16 protein-coding genes and 2 tRNA genes are annotated in these 16,441 nt (G+C 63.0%); 8 read left to right on the top strand and 10 right to left on the bottom strand.

The window, feature by feature from the left end; all coding sequences use genetic code 11:
* Window positions 1–21: 21 nt before the first annotated feature.
* On the bottom strand, window positions 22–1,623 hold the full coding sequence (locus H0241_RS28485; RefSeq protein ID WP_181061106.1) for an ABC transporter substrate-binding protein: 1,602 nt from the start codon (window positions 1,621–1,623) through the stop codon (window positions 22–24).
* A gap of 187 nt (window positions 1,624–1,810) precedes the next feature.
* Between H0241_RS28485 and nanR the strand changes: the two genes are divergently transcribed.
* On the top strand, window positions 1,811–2,521 hold the full coding sequence (gene nanR / locus H0241_RS28480; protein ID WP_181061105.1) for a transcriptional regulator NanR: 711 nt from the start codon (window positions 1,811–1,813) through the stop codon (window positions 2,519–2,521).
* A 298-nt stretch (window positions 2,522–2,819) separates the two neighbouring features.
* Here nanR and H0241_RS28475 read toward each other — a convergent pair whose 3' ends face one another.
* Complete coding sequence (locus H0241_RS28475) at window positions 2,820–3,752, bottom strand: dimethylarginine dimethylaminohydrolase family protein (RefSeq protein WP_181061104.1); 933 nt, start codon at window positions 3,750–3,752, stop codon at window positions 2,820–2,822.
* Between the two features lie 19 nt (window positions 3,753–3,771).
* Window positions 3,772–5,373: a zinc-binding metallopeptidase family protein gene (locus H0241_RS28470; RefSeq protein WP_181061103.1), complete on the bottom strand. Its 1,602-nt coding sequence runs from the start codon at window positions 5,371–5,373 to the stop codon at window positions 3,772–3,774.
* Window positions 5,374–5,455: 82 nt separating this feature from the next.
* Here H0241_RS28470 and H0241_RS28465 point away from each other — a divergent pair, with 82 nt between their 5' ends.
* The 5 genes from H0241_RS28465 (at window position 5,456) to H0241_RS28445 (ending at window position 10,416) form a co-directional block, all read left to right on the top strand.
* Window positions 5,456–6,340, top strand: coding sequence for a LysR substrate-binding domain-containing protein (locus H0241_RS28465; protein WP_181061102.1), 885 nt, complete (start codon window positions 5,456–5,458; stop codon window positions 6,338–6,340).
* 125 nt (window positions 6,341–6,465) lie between these two features.
* A complete protein-coding gene (locus tag H0241_RS28460) occupies window positions 6,466–7,557 on the top strand; it encodes an ABC transporter ATP-binding protein (RefSeq protein ID WP_181061101.1) in 1,092 nt (363 codons plus the stop codon).
* An 81-nt stretch (window positions 7,558–7,638) separates the two neighbouring features.
* The gene (locus tag H0241_RS28455) at window positions 7,639–8,754 is read left to right on the top strand and encodes an ABC transporter substrate-binding protein (RefSeq protein ID WP_181061100.1); all 1,116 of its coding nucleotides are present in this window, start codon (window positions 7,639–7,641) and stop codon (window positions 8,752–8,754) included.
* A gap of 22 nt (window positions 8,755–8,776) precedes the next feature.
* On the top strand, window positions 8,777–9,610 hold the full coding sequence (locus H0241_RS28450) for an ABC transporter permease (protein WP_181061099.1): 834 nt from the start codon (window positions 8,777–8,779) through the stop codon (window positions 9,608–9,610).
* Window positions 9,610–10,416, top strand: a complete 807-nt coding sequence (locus H0241_RS28445; RefSeq protein WP_181061098.1) for an ABC transporter permease — start codon at window positions 9,610–9,612, stop codon at window positions 10,414–10,416. Before H0241_RS28450 ends, H0241_RS28445 begins: the two co-directional genes overlap by 1 nt.
* 16 nt (window positions 10,417–10,432) lie before the next feature.
* On the opposite strand, the gene H0241_RS28440 is transcribed toward H0241_RS28445, so the two are convergent.
* Both H0241_RS28440 and H0241_RS28435 read right to left on the bottom strand, forming a co-directional pair.
* Entirely contained in the window at window positions 10,433–10,714 is a 282-nt protein-coding gene (locus H0241_RS28440) for a hypothetical protein (RefSeq protein ID WP_181061097.1), read from the bottom strand.
* Window positions 10,715–10,938: 224 nt separating this feature from the next.
* Window positions 10,939–11,301: an antibiotic biosynthesis monooxygenase family protein gene (locus H0241_RS28435; RefSeq protein WP_181061096.1), complete on the bottom strand. Its 363-nt coding sequence runs from the start codon at window positions 11,299–11,301 to the stop codon at window positions 10,939–10,941.
* 128 nt (window positions 11,302–11,429) lie between these two features.
* On the opposite strand from H0241_RS28435, the gene H0241_RS28430 reads away from it, so the two are divergent.
* A tRNA-Cys gene (locus tag H0241_RS28430) sits at window positions 11,430–11,503 on the top strand.
* Window positions 11,504–11,729: 226 nt separating this feature from the next.
* Here H0241_RS28430 and H0241_RS28425 read toward each other — a convergent pair.
* From H0241_RS28425 to H0241_RS28405, 5 genes are all read right to left on the bottom strand, one after another.
* A complete protein-coding gene (locus H0241_RS28425) occupies window positions 11,730–11,867 on the bottom strand; it encodes a hypothetical protein (RefSeq protein ID WP_181061095.1) in 138 nt (45 codons plus the stop codon).
* A 148-nt stretch (window positions 11,868–12,015) separates the two neighbouring features.
* Window positions 12,016–13,455: an FAD-binding oxidoreductase gene (locus H0241_RS28420; protein ID WP_181061094.1), complete on the bottom strand. Its 1,440-nt coding sequence runs from the start codon at window positions 13,453–13,455 to the stop codon at window positions 12,016–12,018.
* Between the two features lie 282 nt (window positions 13,456–13,737).
* Window positions 13,738–14,097 (bottom strand): ArsR/SmtB family transcription factor, encoded by a 360-nt coding sequence (locus tag H0241_RS28415; protein WP_181061093.1) that lies wholly within the window; start codon window positions 14,095–14,097, stop codon window positions 13,738–13,740.
* Window positions 14,098–14,465: 368 nt separating this feature from the next.
* Window positions 14,466–14,542 (bottom strand) — tRNA-Arg (locus H0241_RS28410).
* A 98-nt stretch (window positions 14,543–14,640) separates the two neighbouring features.
* The gene (locus tag H0241_RS28405; RefSeq protein ID WP_023670294.1) at window positions 14,641–14,946 is read right to left on the bottom strand and encodes an ETC complex I subunit; all 306 of its coding nucleotides are present in this window, start codon (window positions 14,944–14,946) and stop codon (window positions 14,641–14,643) included.
* 173 nt (window positions 14,947–15,119) lie between these two features.
* Between H0241_RS28405 and H0241_RS28400 the strand changes: the two genes are divergently transcribed.
* The gene (locus H0241_RS28400) at window positions 15,120–16,304 is read left to right on the top strand and encodes a flavin-containing monooxygenase (RefSeq protein ID WP_181061092.1); all 1,185 of its coding nucleotides are present in this window, start codon (window positions 15,120–15,122) and stop codon (window positions 16,302–16,304) included.
* Window positions 16,305–16,441: the final 137 nt, after the last annotated feature.

Here is a 16,441-nt window from a genome sequence, read left to right as displayed (position 1 = left end):
CGGCAAGGGTATCGGCAGTGGCTATTTCGCCACTTCCCACTTCTCGACTTCGTTGTAGACCGGGTGATTGAAGATCACGAGCGGCTGTTCCTTGAAGTGCTGGGCCAGGCCGACGATGCGGTTGTTGAAGGCCAGCGGCCGCACCTCGTTCCACAGCCAGGCTTTTGGCAGTTCCTGGTTGAGGATGCGCGACGCCTCCTGGTAGCTCACGGCGCGCACCGCGCGGTCGTTGGATTCCAGTCCCTTGTTGAAGAGTTCGTCGACCTTCGGGTTGCAGTAGCCCATGGCAAGCGGCTTGGCGCCACAGACGACCAGCGGCGAGCCGAGCGAGGGATCGAGCCCCATGCCGTTGGCGAAAAAGCCCATCTGGAAGCTGCCGTCGGCGTAGACCTGGTTGATCGCCGCCGGATCGAGCAGGCGCGGCTGGATGTTGACACCAACGGCGGCCAGATAGCTCTGGATGGCTGTGACGGTGTCGACGTTCATCTGATCGGAATAGTAGTAAATGAAATCGACCGGCTGGCTGGCGTCCCAACCGGCGTCGGTCAGCAGCTGCTTGGCCTTGTCGGGATTGTAGTCGTAGGGCTCGAGGTCCTTGGCGCGCGCCCAGTCCTGCGGGAACAGCGTGTTCAACAGTTCGCCGGCGCCCTGCTTGACCGTCTCGATTATGGCCTTGCGGTCGATGGCATAGAGCATCGCCTGGCGCACGCGCACATCGGCGAAGCGCTTGTTCTCCAGGTTGAACTGCAAATAGGTCGGCAGGCCGGCGGAGAATTTCGGCAGCACCGTCAGATAGTCGAGCTTCTGCAGGCGCGGCAGTTCGGAGATCGGCACGCCGCCACCTTCATAGGACATGGCGTCGACCTCCTGCGTCTCCAGTGCGGCGATGATCGGCGGTACGTCCTTGTAGATCTGGTAGATGATGCGGTCGAGCTTCGGCGCGCCGAGGAAATAGTCGGGGTTGCGGTCGACCTCGACATACTGGTCGCTCTCGTATTTCTTCCAGATGAACGGCCCGGTGCCAACGCGGTTGACCCAGAAGGCGTTGCCCTTGATGTCGGCGGGTGCGACGTTGCCGAGAATGTGTTCGGGAAAGATGCTGATGGCGATAAGCTGCAGCTCGACCCAGAGCGGCTTGGCGCTGTCGAGCTCGATCTGGACGGTCAAGTCATCGAGTGCTTTTACTCCGGCAAGCGAGGAGGCCGAGCCATCCTGGAAAGCCTTGTAGCCGGCGACCGCGCCCAGCTTCTGCGCCCAGGGCGAGCCGACCTTGGGGTTGGCATAGAGGTTGAGGCTGAACACCACATCCTTGGCGGTGAAGGGCGTGCCGTCATGCCATTTGACGCCGTGGCGCAGGTTGAAGATGTAAGTCTTGCCGCCGTCGGGCGTCTTCCAGCTCTCGGCCAGCATCGGCTGCACGCCGTCGCCCGTCCATTTGATGTGGACGAGACCCTGCAGAACCGTCTCGTCGAGCCTGTGGCCGCACGTGGTGTGCAGCGTGCCCATCTCGATGCAGCCGGTGCGCATCGCCGAGCGGAACGTGCCGCCATCCGCGGCCTTCGCGGCGCCGACAGCAAACGTCAGCGCCAGCGCCGACAGAAAGCTCATCAACAGTCTTCTCATGGAATTTTCCTCCCGTTGCTTTCGCCGGCCGAAATCGAGGCCATGCCCCTGCTCCAGGCCGATTTCGCGCCAGATCCTCGTCTGTCGCGCGACCGCCGCGCCCATCGGCAAAACGGCGACCTCCATCCCTTCGGTTGCGCAAGATCCTCGCTTGCAGCGACTGGTCTAATAGCTTAAAAGGTAGACCATGCACAATATGCCGGTTCGAAAAAAATTGTCGGATGAAGTTCGCCTTCGGCTGGAGGCGATGATCCGCGACGAGGTCTATCCGGTCGGCGCCTCGCTGCCGTCCGAGCGCGACCTGATGTCGATGTTCGACGTCGGCCGCCCTTCGGTGCGCGAGGCGTTGTTTGCACTGGAGAAGATGGGGCTGGTGAAGATCAACAGCGGCGAGCGGCCGAAGGTGACGCGGCCGACGCCGAAGAACATGCTGGAGCAACTGACCGGCACGGCGCATCTGTTGATGGACCAGCCCGACGGCATCGGCCATTTCGAGCAATTGCGGCTGTTTCTCGAGGTCTCGATCGCGCGCCACGCCGCGGAGATGGCGACCCGCGAACAGATCGACGCGTTGGCCGTCGCACTGGCCGAAAACGAGCGTGCCATTCCCCGGGCGCGAGCCTTCGCCGTCACCGATGTCGCGTTTCACCGCGTCCTGACCGTCATCCCCGGCAATCCGATCTTCCTCGCCGCGCACGAAGCGCTGGTCGAATGGCTGATCAACCAGCGCATCCACGTGGCCAATACGGAGATCGAAAACCGCAGGAGTTTCGCCGGCCACCAGGCTGTGTTCGAGGCGATCGAGCGCCATGACCCGGAAGCCGCCGGGCAAGCGATGCGCGCGCATCTGGAAAACGCCAGGCGCAAATTCAATTCAGGTTCGGACAGACCGGACTAGCCGGCTGACCTGCCGCGAGTGGCTTTACGCGACAGCGCTCTGGCGCAAAGCAAAAGCCCGCCGTTCAAAGCCGGCGGGCTGCCATCAACAATTCGGTCCAGTTGTCGGACAACCACATTTCGACCGTCAGCGGCCGGTAGCGATCAAGGGGCGGGCTTCGACGAGGGTGCGGCAACCAGCGATGCGAGCTTTCCCGCCTTGGCTAGGCTCGGCTCTTCATAAGCTTTTTTCACAGAATCCCTCCTCTGGTGACAGTGTATATTTCTCCCACCGGGCCTGTGTTGTCAAATTCGTGCCCTTACGCCGGCTCGCGCTTGAGCGCCTGCGCCATGCAATGGATGCCGCCGCCGGTCTTGGAGATTTCGCTCATGTCTATCGCCGCGACCTCGAAGCCGCGCGCCTTGAGCTGGCCGATCAGCGACTGGCTCGACGTCGGCGCGATCACCCTGTCCTTGCCGAGCGACATGAAGTTGCAGCCAAGCGCCATCGTGTCCTGGAACGGCACGTCGATGATCTCGTGGCCCTTGCCCTTCAGCCAGTCGACAATGCCGGGCTCGGTGCAAGCGAGGCAGACCGCGGTCAGCTTTTCGGCGATCGGCACCACCATCAGGTCGATATGGACGTAGTATTCGTCGATGAAGGCGATGCGGGTTTCCCAGCCCTCCTTGTCGAACCAGGCCTGCACCTGGCGGGCGCCCTCCTCCTGCGTGCGGGCGCCGCCGCAGCCGATCAGCACGACGCCGTCCTCGATGACGTTGAAGTCGCCACCCTCGAAGGTGCCTGATGTGACCATGTCGTAGATCGGGATGCCGAGCTTTTCGTAAGTGCGGATGGCGGCATAGTTCTCGCCGCGCCGCCACCAATTGGCCATGGCGGTGATGAAGGCACCATAGGGCGTCATGACGCTGGAATCGCGGGAATAGACCTGCATCGGCAGTTCCGGCGTCGGCTCATGCCAGTGGATGTTGACGCCGAAATGCTCATAGGCGGCAACAAGATCCTTGTGCTGCGCCTGCGCAATCTGGACGTTGCACGGCGCCTCGCGCAGGTGCTTGCGCGACAGCGAGCTGGTCGAAAGGTGGCGCAGGAAATTGGGTGAGCCGAGCAAAACGTCGGTCAGCATGTCGGTCTCGTTGGCAAAACCCCATGATGTCAGCGGCTTGGTGCCGCCGGCGGGATTGCGGCGCTGCAGTGAAAACGGCTCGGCGACGATGCGGTCATGGACGGTCATGGGGTTCTCCTCGATTTGACTATGCAGCTTGATTGGATTGGCCGCTCGGAATCCACCAGTCGCGCCCACGCGCGGTGGTGACATATTCCGGCCAGCGGAAATTGGTTGGGGGTTCGTAGTCGCAAAGCGGCGCGATCCAGTTCGAGCCGCCGATGCCGCCGCCGGTGCGGGTGACGAATTCGTCCATCGCCGCATCGCGCGCGGTTTTGTCCTCAAGCAGGCGAAGCGCCGCAAGCGCAACCGTCTTGGCCGCGCAAATGACCATCGGGTCGATGGTGGCCGAGATGCCACCCAGCGCATTCATCGCCCAGGATGAATAGGCGTGGCCGTTCGCGGAACGCAGCGCCGGGCGGGCGACATAGAAGCGCGCCGTCGGGGCGTGCCACGACATGTCGGTGTAGTCGTCGGAGGTCGAGTTGATCTGCGACGGCGGCAGGTCGCGGCGCAGGATCGCCTCAGCCTCCTGCGGCGTGATCAGCCGCTCCATCTCGTCTATGAACGGGTTTTCGCTTGCGATGCCGCCGGCATTGACCTGGACCTCGCGGGCGATCGTCTTCGCCGCCTCATCCCAGTGCGGCGGGCCGACCGCGGACAGCGCTTCAAAAGTAATCCCTGCCAAGGCGTGGTTGGCGAGACCCGGCCGCGACTTCGATACCCAATGGCGCTCGTAGCGGCAGCCGCTGATCGCGGCGGCCGCGGCCGCATTACGGTCGAGCACGGCGGTGACCTGCTCGGCCATGGCAATGGTTGGCACGCGGATCATGTACTGGATCTCGGAGAGCCCCGCCGGCAGATTGTCGGCGGTCGCCTGCCCTGCCGTCAGGATAGCCTCGCTGATCGACCAGCCGCCTTGGTGCGGCAGCATGGAATCGCGCAGCGCCTTGGAGGCCATGTACATGGTCATCAGTGCATCGTTGGCGCCGGGCGCGCGCACCGCCGAATGCGCCTGCGGGATCGGCGCGCCGTCGCCGGCACGAAACCAGTTTTCGGGTTCATCGCAGATGAAGCGGTAGATCATCGCATAGGCAGCGCCGCAATGCGTGTCCCAGCGCGCGGTGTTGCAGAGCGGCAGCATGTAGAAGGGATGGAAGGAGATCATGCCGGCAAGGCCGTCATAATAGCCTTTTGCCGCATGGATCGGCTTCGAGCCCCGCACCTTCTCCGCCGGCTCGCCGGTGAAGCGCAACGTGCCCTCGATACCGTGGCGCTGCATCGTCGCCTTGGTGGCCAGAAGCCCGCCGAGGCTGGCGACGCCAAGCCCCGAATGCGGATCGGTATGGCCGCCGGCCTCGCTGCCAAGACCCGGGCGCGGCCGCTTCACCGTCGCCGCATCCTGGCAGTTGCCGGGCACGGCGTCATATTCGGCGTACATGCCGATGGTCGGACCGGGACCGTTCGTCCAGTGGGCGCAGAAGGCGGTCGGCATGCCGGCCGACCCCTCCTCGACCGAAAAGCCCTCATGCTTCAGCCGCGCGACATACCAGGCCGCCGACTGGTATTCGCGCCATGCGGTCTCGCCGAAATCGAAAATGGTGCGCGTCCACGCCGACAGCGATGGCTGGATGCCGTCGATGCAGGCAAGCGCGGTCGCTTGCGCCGAGGTCGTCACCGGTTTCTCCATGCGACCAAGAAAGCAGTGAAACGGCTTTCCAAAAAGTGATATGTTTTCCCGGTTCGTGCAAATTCGGTTCACCTGAGGCCTCTTGCGAATACCCTCCACACAGGCGCTGCGCGCCCTCGACAGTTTTGCCCGTCACGGCAGCGTCTGGCGCGCCGCCGACGAACTGCACCTCACCCGCAGCGCGGTCAGCCATCAACTGCGGCTGCTCGAACGCGATCTCGGCTTCGATCTGCTTGAGCGCATCGGCAAGGGCGTGGCGCTCACACCGCGCGGCCAGCGCTACGCAGCCGATGTGCGCAAAGCGCTGACGGTGCTCGGCGACGCGGTGGCGCGCAATGCCGGTACCGGTGTCGGTGGCTCGTTCGCCGTCTCGTGCACGCCGGGCTTCGCCTCGCTATTCCTGTGCACGCATATTGGCGAGTTCCGGCAGATGTATCCGGATGTGGCGCTATCGATCCTGACACCGAGGCGGCTGGATGATGTCAGCAATCCGGACGCCGATGCCTTCATCGCCTTCGGCGTTGGCAACTGGCCGAACCGGGCGGTCGATTTGCTGTGCGAAATCTCGTTCACGCCGCTCTGCAGTCCGACCTTGCTCAACAAGGTCGGCGGCTTTTCCAAACCGTCCGACGTGCTGCGCGCCAACCTTCTGCACCTCGGCGATACCGAGGACTGGGCGCGCTGGCTGGCGCTGTCCAAGGTGGAAAACCCCGACACCGAAGGCGGCATCTTCTTCTCGGACATGAACCTCGTCTTTTCGGCGGCAATCGCCGGCCAGGGCATTGCCCTGGGCGACGAACTGACCAGCCGCCGGGCACTGAGCGAAGGCCGTCTGGTGCGCCCCTTCGACATCGCGATCCCCTCGCCGCGTTCGTATTTCCTGGTGTCCGAGCATGCCAAGGCGAGCCATCCAGTGCTGGAGGCGTTTGCGGGGTGGTTAAGAGCGAAACTGTCGGAAGTTAGCTAATCTCCCCCTTGAGGGGAGATTAGGCGCCATCCGTGAATCAAATTTGCCGATCAGGCGAAAACTATTCGGTTGCGGTGAACCGGCGCCCTGCCCTACGCTCAGACCACGACCAAGGAAGAGGCAGGATGCAGCAACCCGGCCGGGCCGCAGAGATCAAGGCAATCGGGATCGGCAAGAGCTTCGGCTCGTTCCGTGCACTGGACGATCTGACGCTCAATATCGGCCGCGGCGAGTTTTTGACGCTGCTCGGCCCCTCTGGTTCCGGCAAAACCACCTTCCTTATGATCCTGGCCGGCTTCGTGCAGCCGACCGTCGGCAAGCTTTTCAGCGACGGCGTCGACATCACCGAGCGCCCGGCCGAGCAGCGCGCCGCCGGCATGGTGTTCCAGGGTTATGCGCTGTTTCCGCATATGTCGGTCGAGGCCAACATCGCCTTCCCGCTCAAGGTGCGCAAGAAATCCGCTGCCGAGATCAAGCGCCGCGTTGCCGAGATGATCGAGCGCGTCGGCCTGAAGGGCCATGAGACCAAACTGCCGGCGCAGCTTTCCGGCGGCCAGCAGCAGCGTGTAGCGCTGGCACGTGCCTTGGTGTTCGAGCCTGGCGTGCTGCTCCTCGACGAGCCGTTCTCGGCGCTGGACAAGAGCCTGCGCGGCCAGATGCAGGCCGAGATGAAGCGGCTGCACCAGGAAACCGGCACCACTTTCGTCTTCGTCACTCACGACCAGAGCGAGGCGCTGGCGCTGTCGTCGCGCGTCGCCATCTTCAACCATGGCAAATTGCTGCAGGTGGGCGCGCCGGACGAAGTCTACGACCGGCCGGCCAACCGCTTCGTCGCCGAGTTCTTGGGCGAGATCAACATGCTGCCGCTGAAGGGCGTGAAGCGCGCCGATGATGGCGCCACCGCACTTTGCGAAGACCGCGCGATCACGCTGCGCGGCAATGCCGAGGCAGTCAACGGCAATGCCATATTGGCGATCCGCCCCGAGCATATGTCGATCGCGCGCGAAGCAGCCGCCGGCGAGAACGGCATTGCTGCAACGGCCGTCGGCTCGACCTATCTGGGAGCAGCGACCAAGCTCGACCTGACAACGCGCCAGGGCGCCAAGGTTACCGTATCGGTGCCGAACGAGGTTGCAGCCGCTGCGCTGATCAAAGGCAATTCCGTCTGGCTGACCTGGCCGGCGGAAAAAGGTTTCCTCCTTCCGGACGGAGGATGACGACCAAAGCGGGCTTCCAGCAATGAATCTGGAATTCGCGCCAACTACCGGAATTATCAACAACAAAAAAGGGGAACTGACATGACACACGAAACCAAAAAACAAGCCATGGACGGCCTGTCCGCCAGGGCAGCACGCGGCGAGATTTCGCGCCGGCAATTCACGCAGCTTGCCGCCCTTCTGCTGGCCGGCACGCCGATGCTGCTGCGCTCGACCGGCGCCTTTGCGCAGGCCAAGGAACTGGTGCTGGTCAATTGGGGTGGTGATGCACTCACCGCTTATGACGCTGCCTATGGCCAGGCCTTCACCAAGGACACCGGCATCACCGTCAAGATGGACGGCTCGGGCCCGACCGAAGGCGCGATTGCCGCGCAGTTCAAGAGCGGCGCGCCGACCTGGGATCTCGTCGACGTCGACCCGTTCTCGGCCATCACGCTCGGCGCCCAGGGCGCGCTCGAGCCGATCGACTACGCCATCGTCGACAAGAAGAAGATGCGCGAAGGCTTCGGCTGGGAATACGCCGCCTCGACCTATTTCTTCTCCTATGTCATCGCCTATGACTCGGAGAAATACGGCAAGGACGCCCCGACCGGCATGGCCGATTTCTTCGACGTGAAGAAATTTCCGGGCAAGCGCTCGCTCTACAAATGGGGCGTGTCGAGCTGGGAAGCAGCCCTTCTTGCCGACGGCATCGCGCCAGCCTCGCTCTACCCGCTCGACCTGAAGCGCGCGCATGACAAGATCGCCGCCTTCAAGGAAAACGTCGTGGCCTATTGGGGCGGTGGCGCCGAAAGCCAGAGCGTGCTGCTCAATGGCGAGGCTTCGATGGCGATCGTCTGGTCGACACGCGCCTCGCTGATCGAGCAGGACTCGGGCGGCAAGATCAAGTTCATCTGGGACCAGGGCCTGATCTCGCCTGGCGCGCTTGCCGTGCTCAAGGGCAACCCCGGCGGCAAGGACGCGGCGATGAAGTTCATCGCCAGCGCTCAGGATCCGCAAAAGCAGCTGGTGATGTTCGACAAGCTGGGACAGGGTCCGGCCAATCCGGCCACCGACGCGCTGATCCCCGCCGACAAGAAGCGCATCAACCCGGTCGATCCCGAAAACATGAAGAAGCAGATCGCGCTCGACATGGACTGGTACGCCAAGAATTACGGGGCAGCGCTCGACGAATACACCAAGATCATCTCGGCCTGACCAGGCCGGGTGTGACGCTTCGATGAGAGGCACCCTCTCCGACAGGATGGGCGCGGCGCTGTTGATGGCGCCGCTGCTCCTGTTTCTTGTGCTGGCCTATGCCTGGCCGTTCCTCGGCGTCGTCAAATGGAGCGTCACGCTGCCGACGCCGGGGCTCGGCCAGTATGGCGCGCTCGCCACCGATGCGCTGGTGCAGTCGGTGTTCATTCGCACGCTGCGCATTGCGCTGATCGTCACCATGGTTTCAGTGGCGGCGGCCTACGCGATCACCATGGTATGGGTGCGCGGCAGCCCGGCGCAGCGCATAATCGCTGAGTTCTGCATTCTCGTCCCGTTCTGGATCTCGGTGCTGACGCGCGCCTTCGGCTGGGTAGCGCTGCTCTCCAATCGCGGCCTGATCAACACCTGGCTGCAATCGATCGGCTTCATCTCCGAGCCGCTGGCGCTGGTGCGCAACGAGTTCGGCGTCATCGTCGGCATGACGCATTTCCTCATTCCCTTCGCTGTGTTTCCGCTGGCATCGGCCATGCGCAGCCTCGACGAGCGCGTGCTGCTGGCGGCGCGCGGGCTCGGCTCCAGCCGCATGCGCACCTTCTGGACCGTGTTTGTGCCGATAACGCGCTCCGGCATCATCGGTTCGGCGATGATCGTCTTCGTCTTCTCGCTCGGTTTCTTCGTCACGCCGGCGATCCTCGGCGGCGGCCGCAGCGTGATGATTGCCGAGCTGATCTATCTGCGCATCTTCCAAAGCCCTGACTGGGGGCTGGGTGCGGCGATCAGCGTCGTGCTGGTTCTGTTCGTCGGCGCGCTGATGGCGCTGCTGTTCCGCCATGTCAGACCGAAGCAGCTGATCTGATGCCGACCTATCGCCCCGGCCCCGTCTCGCTGATCCTCGCCGTGCTGGTGGCGCTGTTCCTGCTGCTGCCGCTGCTGGCGGTCATCCCGGTGTCGCTGACGCCGAGCCGCATGCTGGCGATGCCGACGGGCGAACTGTCGCTGCGCCACTACCGCTCGCTGATCGAGGACCCACGCTGGCTCGACGCCATCCTGCTGTCGATCCGCATCGGCATCGTCAGCAGCGTCGTCTCCACCGTGCTGGCACTCTGCTTCAGCCTTGGCGTCTGGATGTTCCAGCCACGCTTCACCGCGGCCCTGGTCGGCTTCGTGCTGTTGCCGATGGTGGTGCCGCCGGTGGTCTCGGCGATCACGCTCTACTTCCTGCTCACTTCGATCTCCGGCGTCAGCTCGTTCTTCGGCTACGACACCTGGCTTGGCGTCGCCATGGCGCATTCGGTGATGACGGTGCCCTTCGCCACCGTGCTGATCCTGGTCTCGCTCAGCCAGCTCGACCGCCGCATCGACCTTGCCGCGCGCGGCCTTGGCGCCAGCGTGTGGGAGCGCGCCACGCGCATCATCATGCCCAACATCAAGTTCGGCATCGTCACCGCCGCGCTGCTGTCCTTCGTTCTGTCCTGGGAGGAGATCGGCGTGACGCTGTTCATCACCTCGGTGAACGCCATCACCCTGCCCCGGCTGATGTGGATGGGCCTGCGCGACAACATCGACCCGGCGATCGCCGCGCTCTCGGTGATCCTGATCATCATCACCGTGCTGGTGCTGGCGGCGCGAAGCGTTGTGGTGAAAATGCGCGGCGGGCAGTAGGCTGGCGACCGAACTCCTACGCGCTGGCGAGGTCGCCATAGACGACGACGTGATGCTCGACGAATTCCGGCTTGTTGATCAGGTAGTGATCGTCCTCGGGATAGTAGTGGGCCCGCTCAGGTTGTTCGCCCGCATACGCCTTTACCGCTTCCATATCGGTCCACCAACTCAGAGCGCAGATCTCCGTAACGCCGTCGCCAAGGTCGCGCAGCGTGATCTGGTGACCGAGATTGCCCTTGGTCGCGCTAAGCTCGTCGCCACCAGTCCCTGCCACGTAACGCGAGTATTCGGCAGCCATCTGAGTGCGCACCGTCCCACACCACCTTCGAAGAATTACCTGCTCGACCAAACGCGGCTCATATCGGGATTGAACAATTTGGCCATGTTGGCATCTAGCGGGGACAAGGTCCAGATCAAGGAGATCCGAAGCTGAAGAAGCACTAGTGGCGGCCCGCAGCGCCTTGCCAATGTCTCTCCGCTTGCACGATTCTGGCGTTAAAACCGGCCAACATCCAGTGCCCCTCAGTCCTGCGGCCCGATCGTGCCATGGCTGTCGCCGCCGACCATGCCGTGGCTGGAACGGATGCGCAGCACCTGAACGCTCTTCGGCAATTCGATCAGGAACTCCTTGTCGCGGTCGAGATGGTGGATGCTTTTAGGATCGCCGCCGGTGAAGGCCGCCATCGCCGCGACGCTCTCCCAATAGGAGATGGTGATGAATTCCGAATGCGTCGGCGTGTCGTCGCGAAAGGTCTCCACGCCAAGCGCTTTCTCGATCAACGGCTTGATGCCGGCCTCGTAGTTGTAGCGCTCATAGGCGCCGGCCTTGTCGGGCAAGGTCTTGCCGCGCCAGATACGCGCGATGGTCGGGGTTTTCGCTGCCATCTCCCATAAACACCTGAAGGTGAGCCGCGTTCCGAACATCCGGCGGCGGCAGCCGGATCCGATTCGAAACCTGCGAGCGGGGGCCGGCCAAGTTGACTATGTGTCGCGGTCCATGCAGGAGGAGTCATGGTCTGAGGGCGGGACGGTGACGCATCGGTCTGCAAAACCGACGTAGTGGGTTCAATTCCCACTCAGGCCTCCATACTACCGCTTTGAAATTATTGGCGATCCCGACAGGAAGGCCAGCGCTCTAATCTGCTACCGGACCGTTGGCCTGTTGCCTGAACAGGCCGACAATTTATCGCAGCGCTTTAGGCAGCGTGCAGCGTCGGGATGGCACTGACGTCGACTTGGCGCTTCAGGGGCATTGAGACCCGGGCCTTGAGGCCGGCCACCCGGCCAGACCGGCGCCAATCGGTGGCCCATTGTCAGGCTGCTCGCGCCCGGCGCAGCTTTTCGGCGACGTAATGCGGGCCCGGCCCCGTGAGCGGTCTTTCGGTCGCCAGGAAGCCATCCAGCATGGCAAGCAGTTCGCGCGAACGATGGTCGCCTAATATGCCAATCATAGGCGACAACCAGAAGCCACGGCCAGAGGGTGCGAGTGGACTATCCGATGCCAGCCTCAACCCGCTCCGAAACCGAAGGTCAATGGAGCAAAATCGATTCCGATATTCGCTGGCACGGATCTCCGGTTCGGGATCACGCTCTGCCGCCTCAAGCGGCGCGCTGGTTTTCCTTCGGCCGCAGATTCTGGTTCATGCGGAACAGGTTCAGCGGGTCGTAGCGCTGCTTGATTTCCAGAAGCCGGCGATAGTTGCCGCCATAGGCCGCTTCGACCCGGTCGACCTCGTCCTCCGGCATGAAGTTCACGTAAGCCGTGCCGGCGGCATAGGGCTTGGTCGCCTCGTAGATACCACGAGCCCAATCGATGCAGGCCTTGTCCATTGCCGGTTCGCGCCAGCGGGCGTGGACATTCATGACGAAATGCGAGTTGCGCTGCGGAAACGCCGTTGCATCTGCCGCCACACGGCCCGCCACGCCACCGACATGACCGATGAAAATTTCACATTCGGGGCCTGGAAGCCTGGTAATCGCCGCAGTGGTGGCACCAATCGCGCCGTCCGAAAGCTCGGTCAGGTCATGGCTCTTCCAATAGTTGCGGGCGCCGGGCGCCAGCAGCGGGTCGAAGGCCTGCTGCCAGCCGGTGAACGGGTTGGGGCCGACGACATCGGCAATCGGCGTGCCGATGGCGCGAAGCTTCTGCGTCGCCTTTTCGCCCGCCTGGATGTCGCCGCAATAGCACATGGCCAAAACCAGCACCTCCTTGCCATGCCATTCGGTCGGCAGGAACGGCAGCGGCGGCGCCTGCCGCATGACCACCCAGCAGGTCAGTTCGTCGGGCGCGGTTTCGAGCGCCTTTCGATACTCCGGCAGCATCTTTTCGGCATCGGCGAAGGGATGGACGACCAGCCCCGACAGAACTTGCGGCCCCATCTGGTGGAGTTGGAACTCGAACGCGGTGACGATGCCGAAATTGCCGCCGCCGCCACGCAGCGCCCAGAACAGGTCCGGATTGTCCTTCTGGCTGGCACGCAGCAACTTGCCATCGGCGGTGACCACATCGGCTGAAACAAGATTGTCGATGGTCAAGCCGAATTTGCGGGTGATCCAGCCGAAGCCGCCACCCAGCGTCAAGCCTGATATGCCGGTGGTCGAGTTGATACCCGTCGGCACCACCAGGCCAAAAGCCTGCGTTTCCCGGTCGACATCGACGAGCGTGGCGCCAGGCCCGACCCATGCCCGTCGCGCCACGACATCGACCCGCACCGACTTCATCGCCGACAGATCGATCATCAGGCCGCCATCGCAAACGGCACTGCCAGCAATGTTGTGGCCGCCGCCGCGCACGGAGACGAGAAGCCTGTTTTCCCGAGCGAAATTCACGGCACTGATGACGTCGGAGGCGCCGACACAACACACAATGAGACCGGGGCGCCGGTCGACCGTGGCATTCCAGACGGTGCGTGCTTCGTCGTAGGCGGCGTCGCCCGCCTGAAGCAGTGTGCCGCGCAATTGTGCCGAAAGCGCTTCAAGGACCGCAGCGTCGACGGTCGTCTTGCCGCGTTCAAGCGTGGTGAGGCTCATGCTGTTCATGGTTTCCTCCCGATTTTTTGTTTGTGAGCCGTTCTCCCCCCAACGCTTCGAACTGTGCTCTTATATTAGAAATCGCGCAAGTTTGGCGCGGACCGACGCTGCGCCCATGTTGGCGCCCAACGACGTGCGGTCTGGCCGGCATGGACGACCCAACGCTGGAGGGGCACAAAATCGTCGAAAATACTGGCGATCAGCGCCGGGATGGCGCCGCCATCGACTTCGCGCGTTAGCGGCAATGAAGCCCGGCCAGAAGGGTCAACCAATCCAGGCCGATGCCTGTTCTCAGGCTGCTCGTGCCCGGCGCAGTCTTTCGGCGACGTAATGCGGGCCCGGGCCTGTGAGCGGTCTTTCGGTCACCAGGAAGCCATCCAGCATGGCAAGCAGTTCGCGCGCCGCACCGGACGAGCAGAAATAGTAGACCATCTGGCCGTCGCGACGGGTGTCGACAAGGCCGAAGGCGCGGAGCTTGGCAAGATGCTGCGACAGGGCCGATTGGCTGAGCAGAACTTTCTCGGCAAGAACACCGACCGAAAGTTCGCCGCCGGCCAAGTGGTTCATGATCAAAAGCCGCTTCTCATTTCCCATCAAGTTGAGAAAGGCGGCGGCGGTTTCGGCATTGACGGCAAGTTTTTTCGAAATCATCGATTCCACATACTTTCGCACTCATCCGGCGCCGTGGCAAACGCGCCAGCAGACCTTTGGATGCACCGTTGCGATGATTCGTCGCGTCTCGCCACTCAACCGAGGCAACCTACGGCGAAAACCAGCGCCAAGTTCCAGCTGGCATAAGCCAAAAATCCAGTCAGAATCGTCGGACTAAAGTCTTAGCCAATGTCAGACCAAAGCCTACCAGCGATGCGCTCATTCTACAAGACCATAACGATATATGCCGGCGACCTGCTTTTCAGGCAGCACGCAGGGATAGTGCTGACGTCCACTTCGCGCTTCGCGGAAACAGGGTGAGATGTTGGAACTTTTGGAGCGGCGCCTGAGCTAAACCGTTGAATTATTGGCGATCCCGACAGGATTCGAACCTGTGACCATCGGCTTAGAAGGCCGGTGCTCTATCCAGCTGAGCTACGGGACCGCTGGCCGGCCAAGCCCTTTGATATCTTGGCCGTTTGATATCTTGGCCCTTTGATATCTTGGCCGGCTGATGTCTTTGTGACGGACGCTGTCCGCCGGTCAATGCGTCCAGGGTATCCTGCGGTCATAGCGGAAATTTTCCGCATAGGAAATCTGCCGGCGCTTGGTCTCTTTCGGCTCCTCGACGCGAAACGCCAGCCCCTGCTTTTCGGCATAGGCCACCGCCTCTTCCCTGGTGTCGAAGGTGAGCCGGATCTGGCTCAGCATGTCGCCCGATGTGGTGTAGCCCATCAGCGGGTCGATCTTCTTGCGCTGCGCGGGGTCGAATTCCAGCACCCAATGGCCGGTCTTGGCCTTGCCGGACTGCATCGCGGTTTTGGCTGGGCTGAAAATTCGCGCGGACATGGGCACCTCGTGGCTGCGTTGGCGGCAGCGCCGCCTTATTTCAGTCAATACTGTGCAACACTGCCGACGGCAAGGCCGAAGCGGCCTGCAACCGTTCCGCTTCGGGAGCGGCATAGGCCCGATACACTGGCGTGGCATCAAAAGTCATGGTCATGATGGCGACACATAAAGGCATGGACACGGGAATCTTGCACGCTGAAGCCGGCCAGCAAGCGATTTTCAACGGCGTGATCGTCATCGGCGCCGGCGGGGCCGGGCTGACCACAGCCCATGCGCTGCTCAAGGCCGGCGTACAAGTGATGGTGTTGGAAAAGGAAGCCCGGCTGGCCGAGCCATGGCACCGGCGCCACGCACAGCTTCACCTCAACACGCATCGCGATCTCTCGGCACTTCCGGGCGTCAGCTTTCCGCCCGGCACCCCTGCCTTTCCGCACCGAAGCGCCGTCATCCGCCATCTCAACGAATTCCGCGCCATCCACCGGCTGCCGGTCGAGTTCAGCATCGCGGTCGAGGAGATCGCCTTCGAGGGCGACCACTGGCTGGTGCGTACAAGCGCCGGACCGCGATTGGCGCGCCATGTCGTCATCGCGACAGGACGCGACCGTCAGCCCTTCATTCCAGCCTGGAAGGGCATGAAGACCTTTGTCGGGCGTATCATCCATTCGGCCGAGTTCGGTGACGCCAACGACTATGCTGGCCGAAAAATACTGGTCGTGGGCGCCGGCAATTCCGGTTTCGACGCGCTCAACCATCTGGTGCGGGCCGACACTGGGCAGATCTGGCTGTCGGCGCGCAACGGCCCGGCGCTGCTGCCCAAGCGCATCGGCCAGATCGCCGTCCACCGGTTTTCGCCGATGCTGGCGCGGCTGCCGTTCAGGCTCGCCGATGCGGTGATGGCAGCGACGCAGCGGCTGGTGTTCGGTGACCTCGCCGCCTTCGGCCTGCCGCCGACGCCTTCGGGCGGGGCAAGCCGGCTGGCGTCGGATTACACCGCTATCGCCACCGATGACGGCGCCGTCGACGCCATCAAGGGCGGCCGGATCATCGTGGTGCCGACCGTGCGGGAATTCACCCGCGACACGGTCATTTTCGACAATGGCATGACGATCCAGACCGATATCGTCATCGCGGCGACCGGCTACCGCACCGGGCTCGAGACCATGTTAGGCAAGCTCGGCGTGCTCGACGAAAAGGGCGTGCCGCTGTTCAACGGCGCCGACCACGACCCGAAACTGCCGGGCCTGCGGTTCACCGGCATGCGGCCGAGCATCCGCGGCTGCTTCGCCAACGCCCGCATCCAGGCCGAGGCGATCGCTGCCAGGATTGCGAGGGAGCGCAGACCGCCAAGTCCGGTTTGACGTTTTAGGGGTGTCAGTAGCTAATCAAGTTGTCCGGTTTTGGTAGCACATGATCTGTCCGCTTCTGTTTTGCGTCGAAGCGGTTCACGCGACTTGCCTGATGGGGCAGGTGTCTTGGATTGCGGCGCCGTCAGGCA

Origin of the sequence: Mesorhizobium neociceri, assembly GCF_013520985.1 — a bacterium.
Taxonomy (GTDB): Bacteria; Pseudomonadota; Alphaproteobacteria; order Rhizobiales; family Rhizobiaceae; genus Mesorhizobium; species Mesorhizobium neociceri.
The sequence above is the reverse complement of the archived record's forward strand: the minus strand, read 5'-3'. Positions and strand labels throughout refer to the sequence as shown.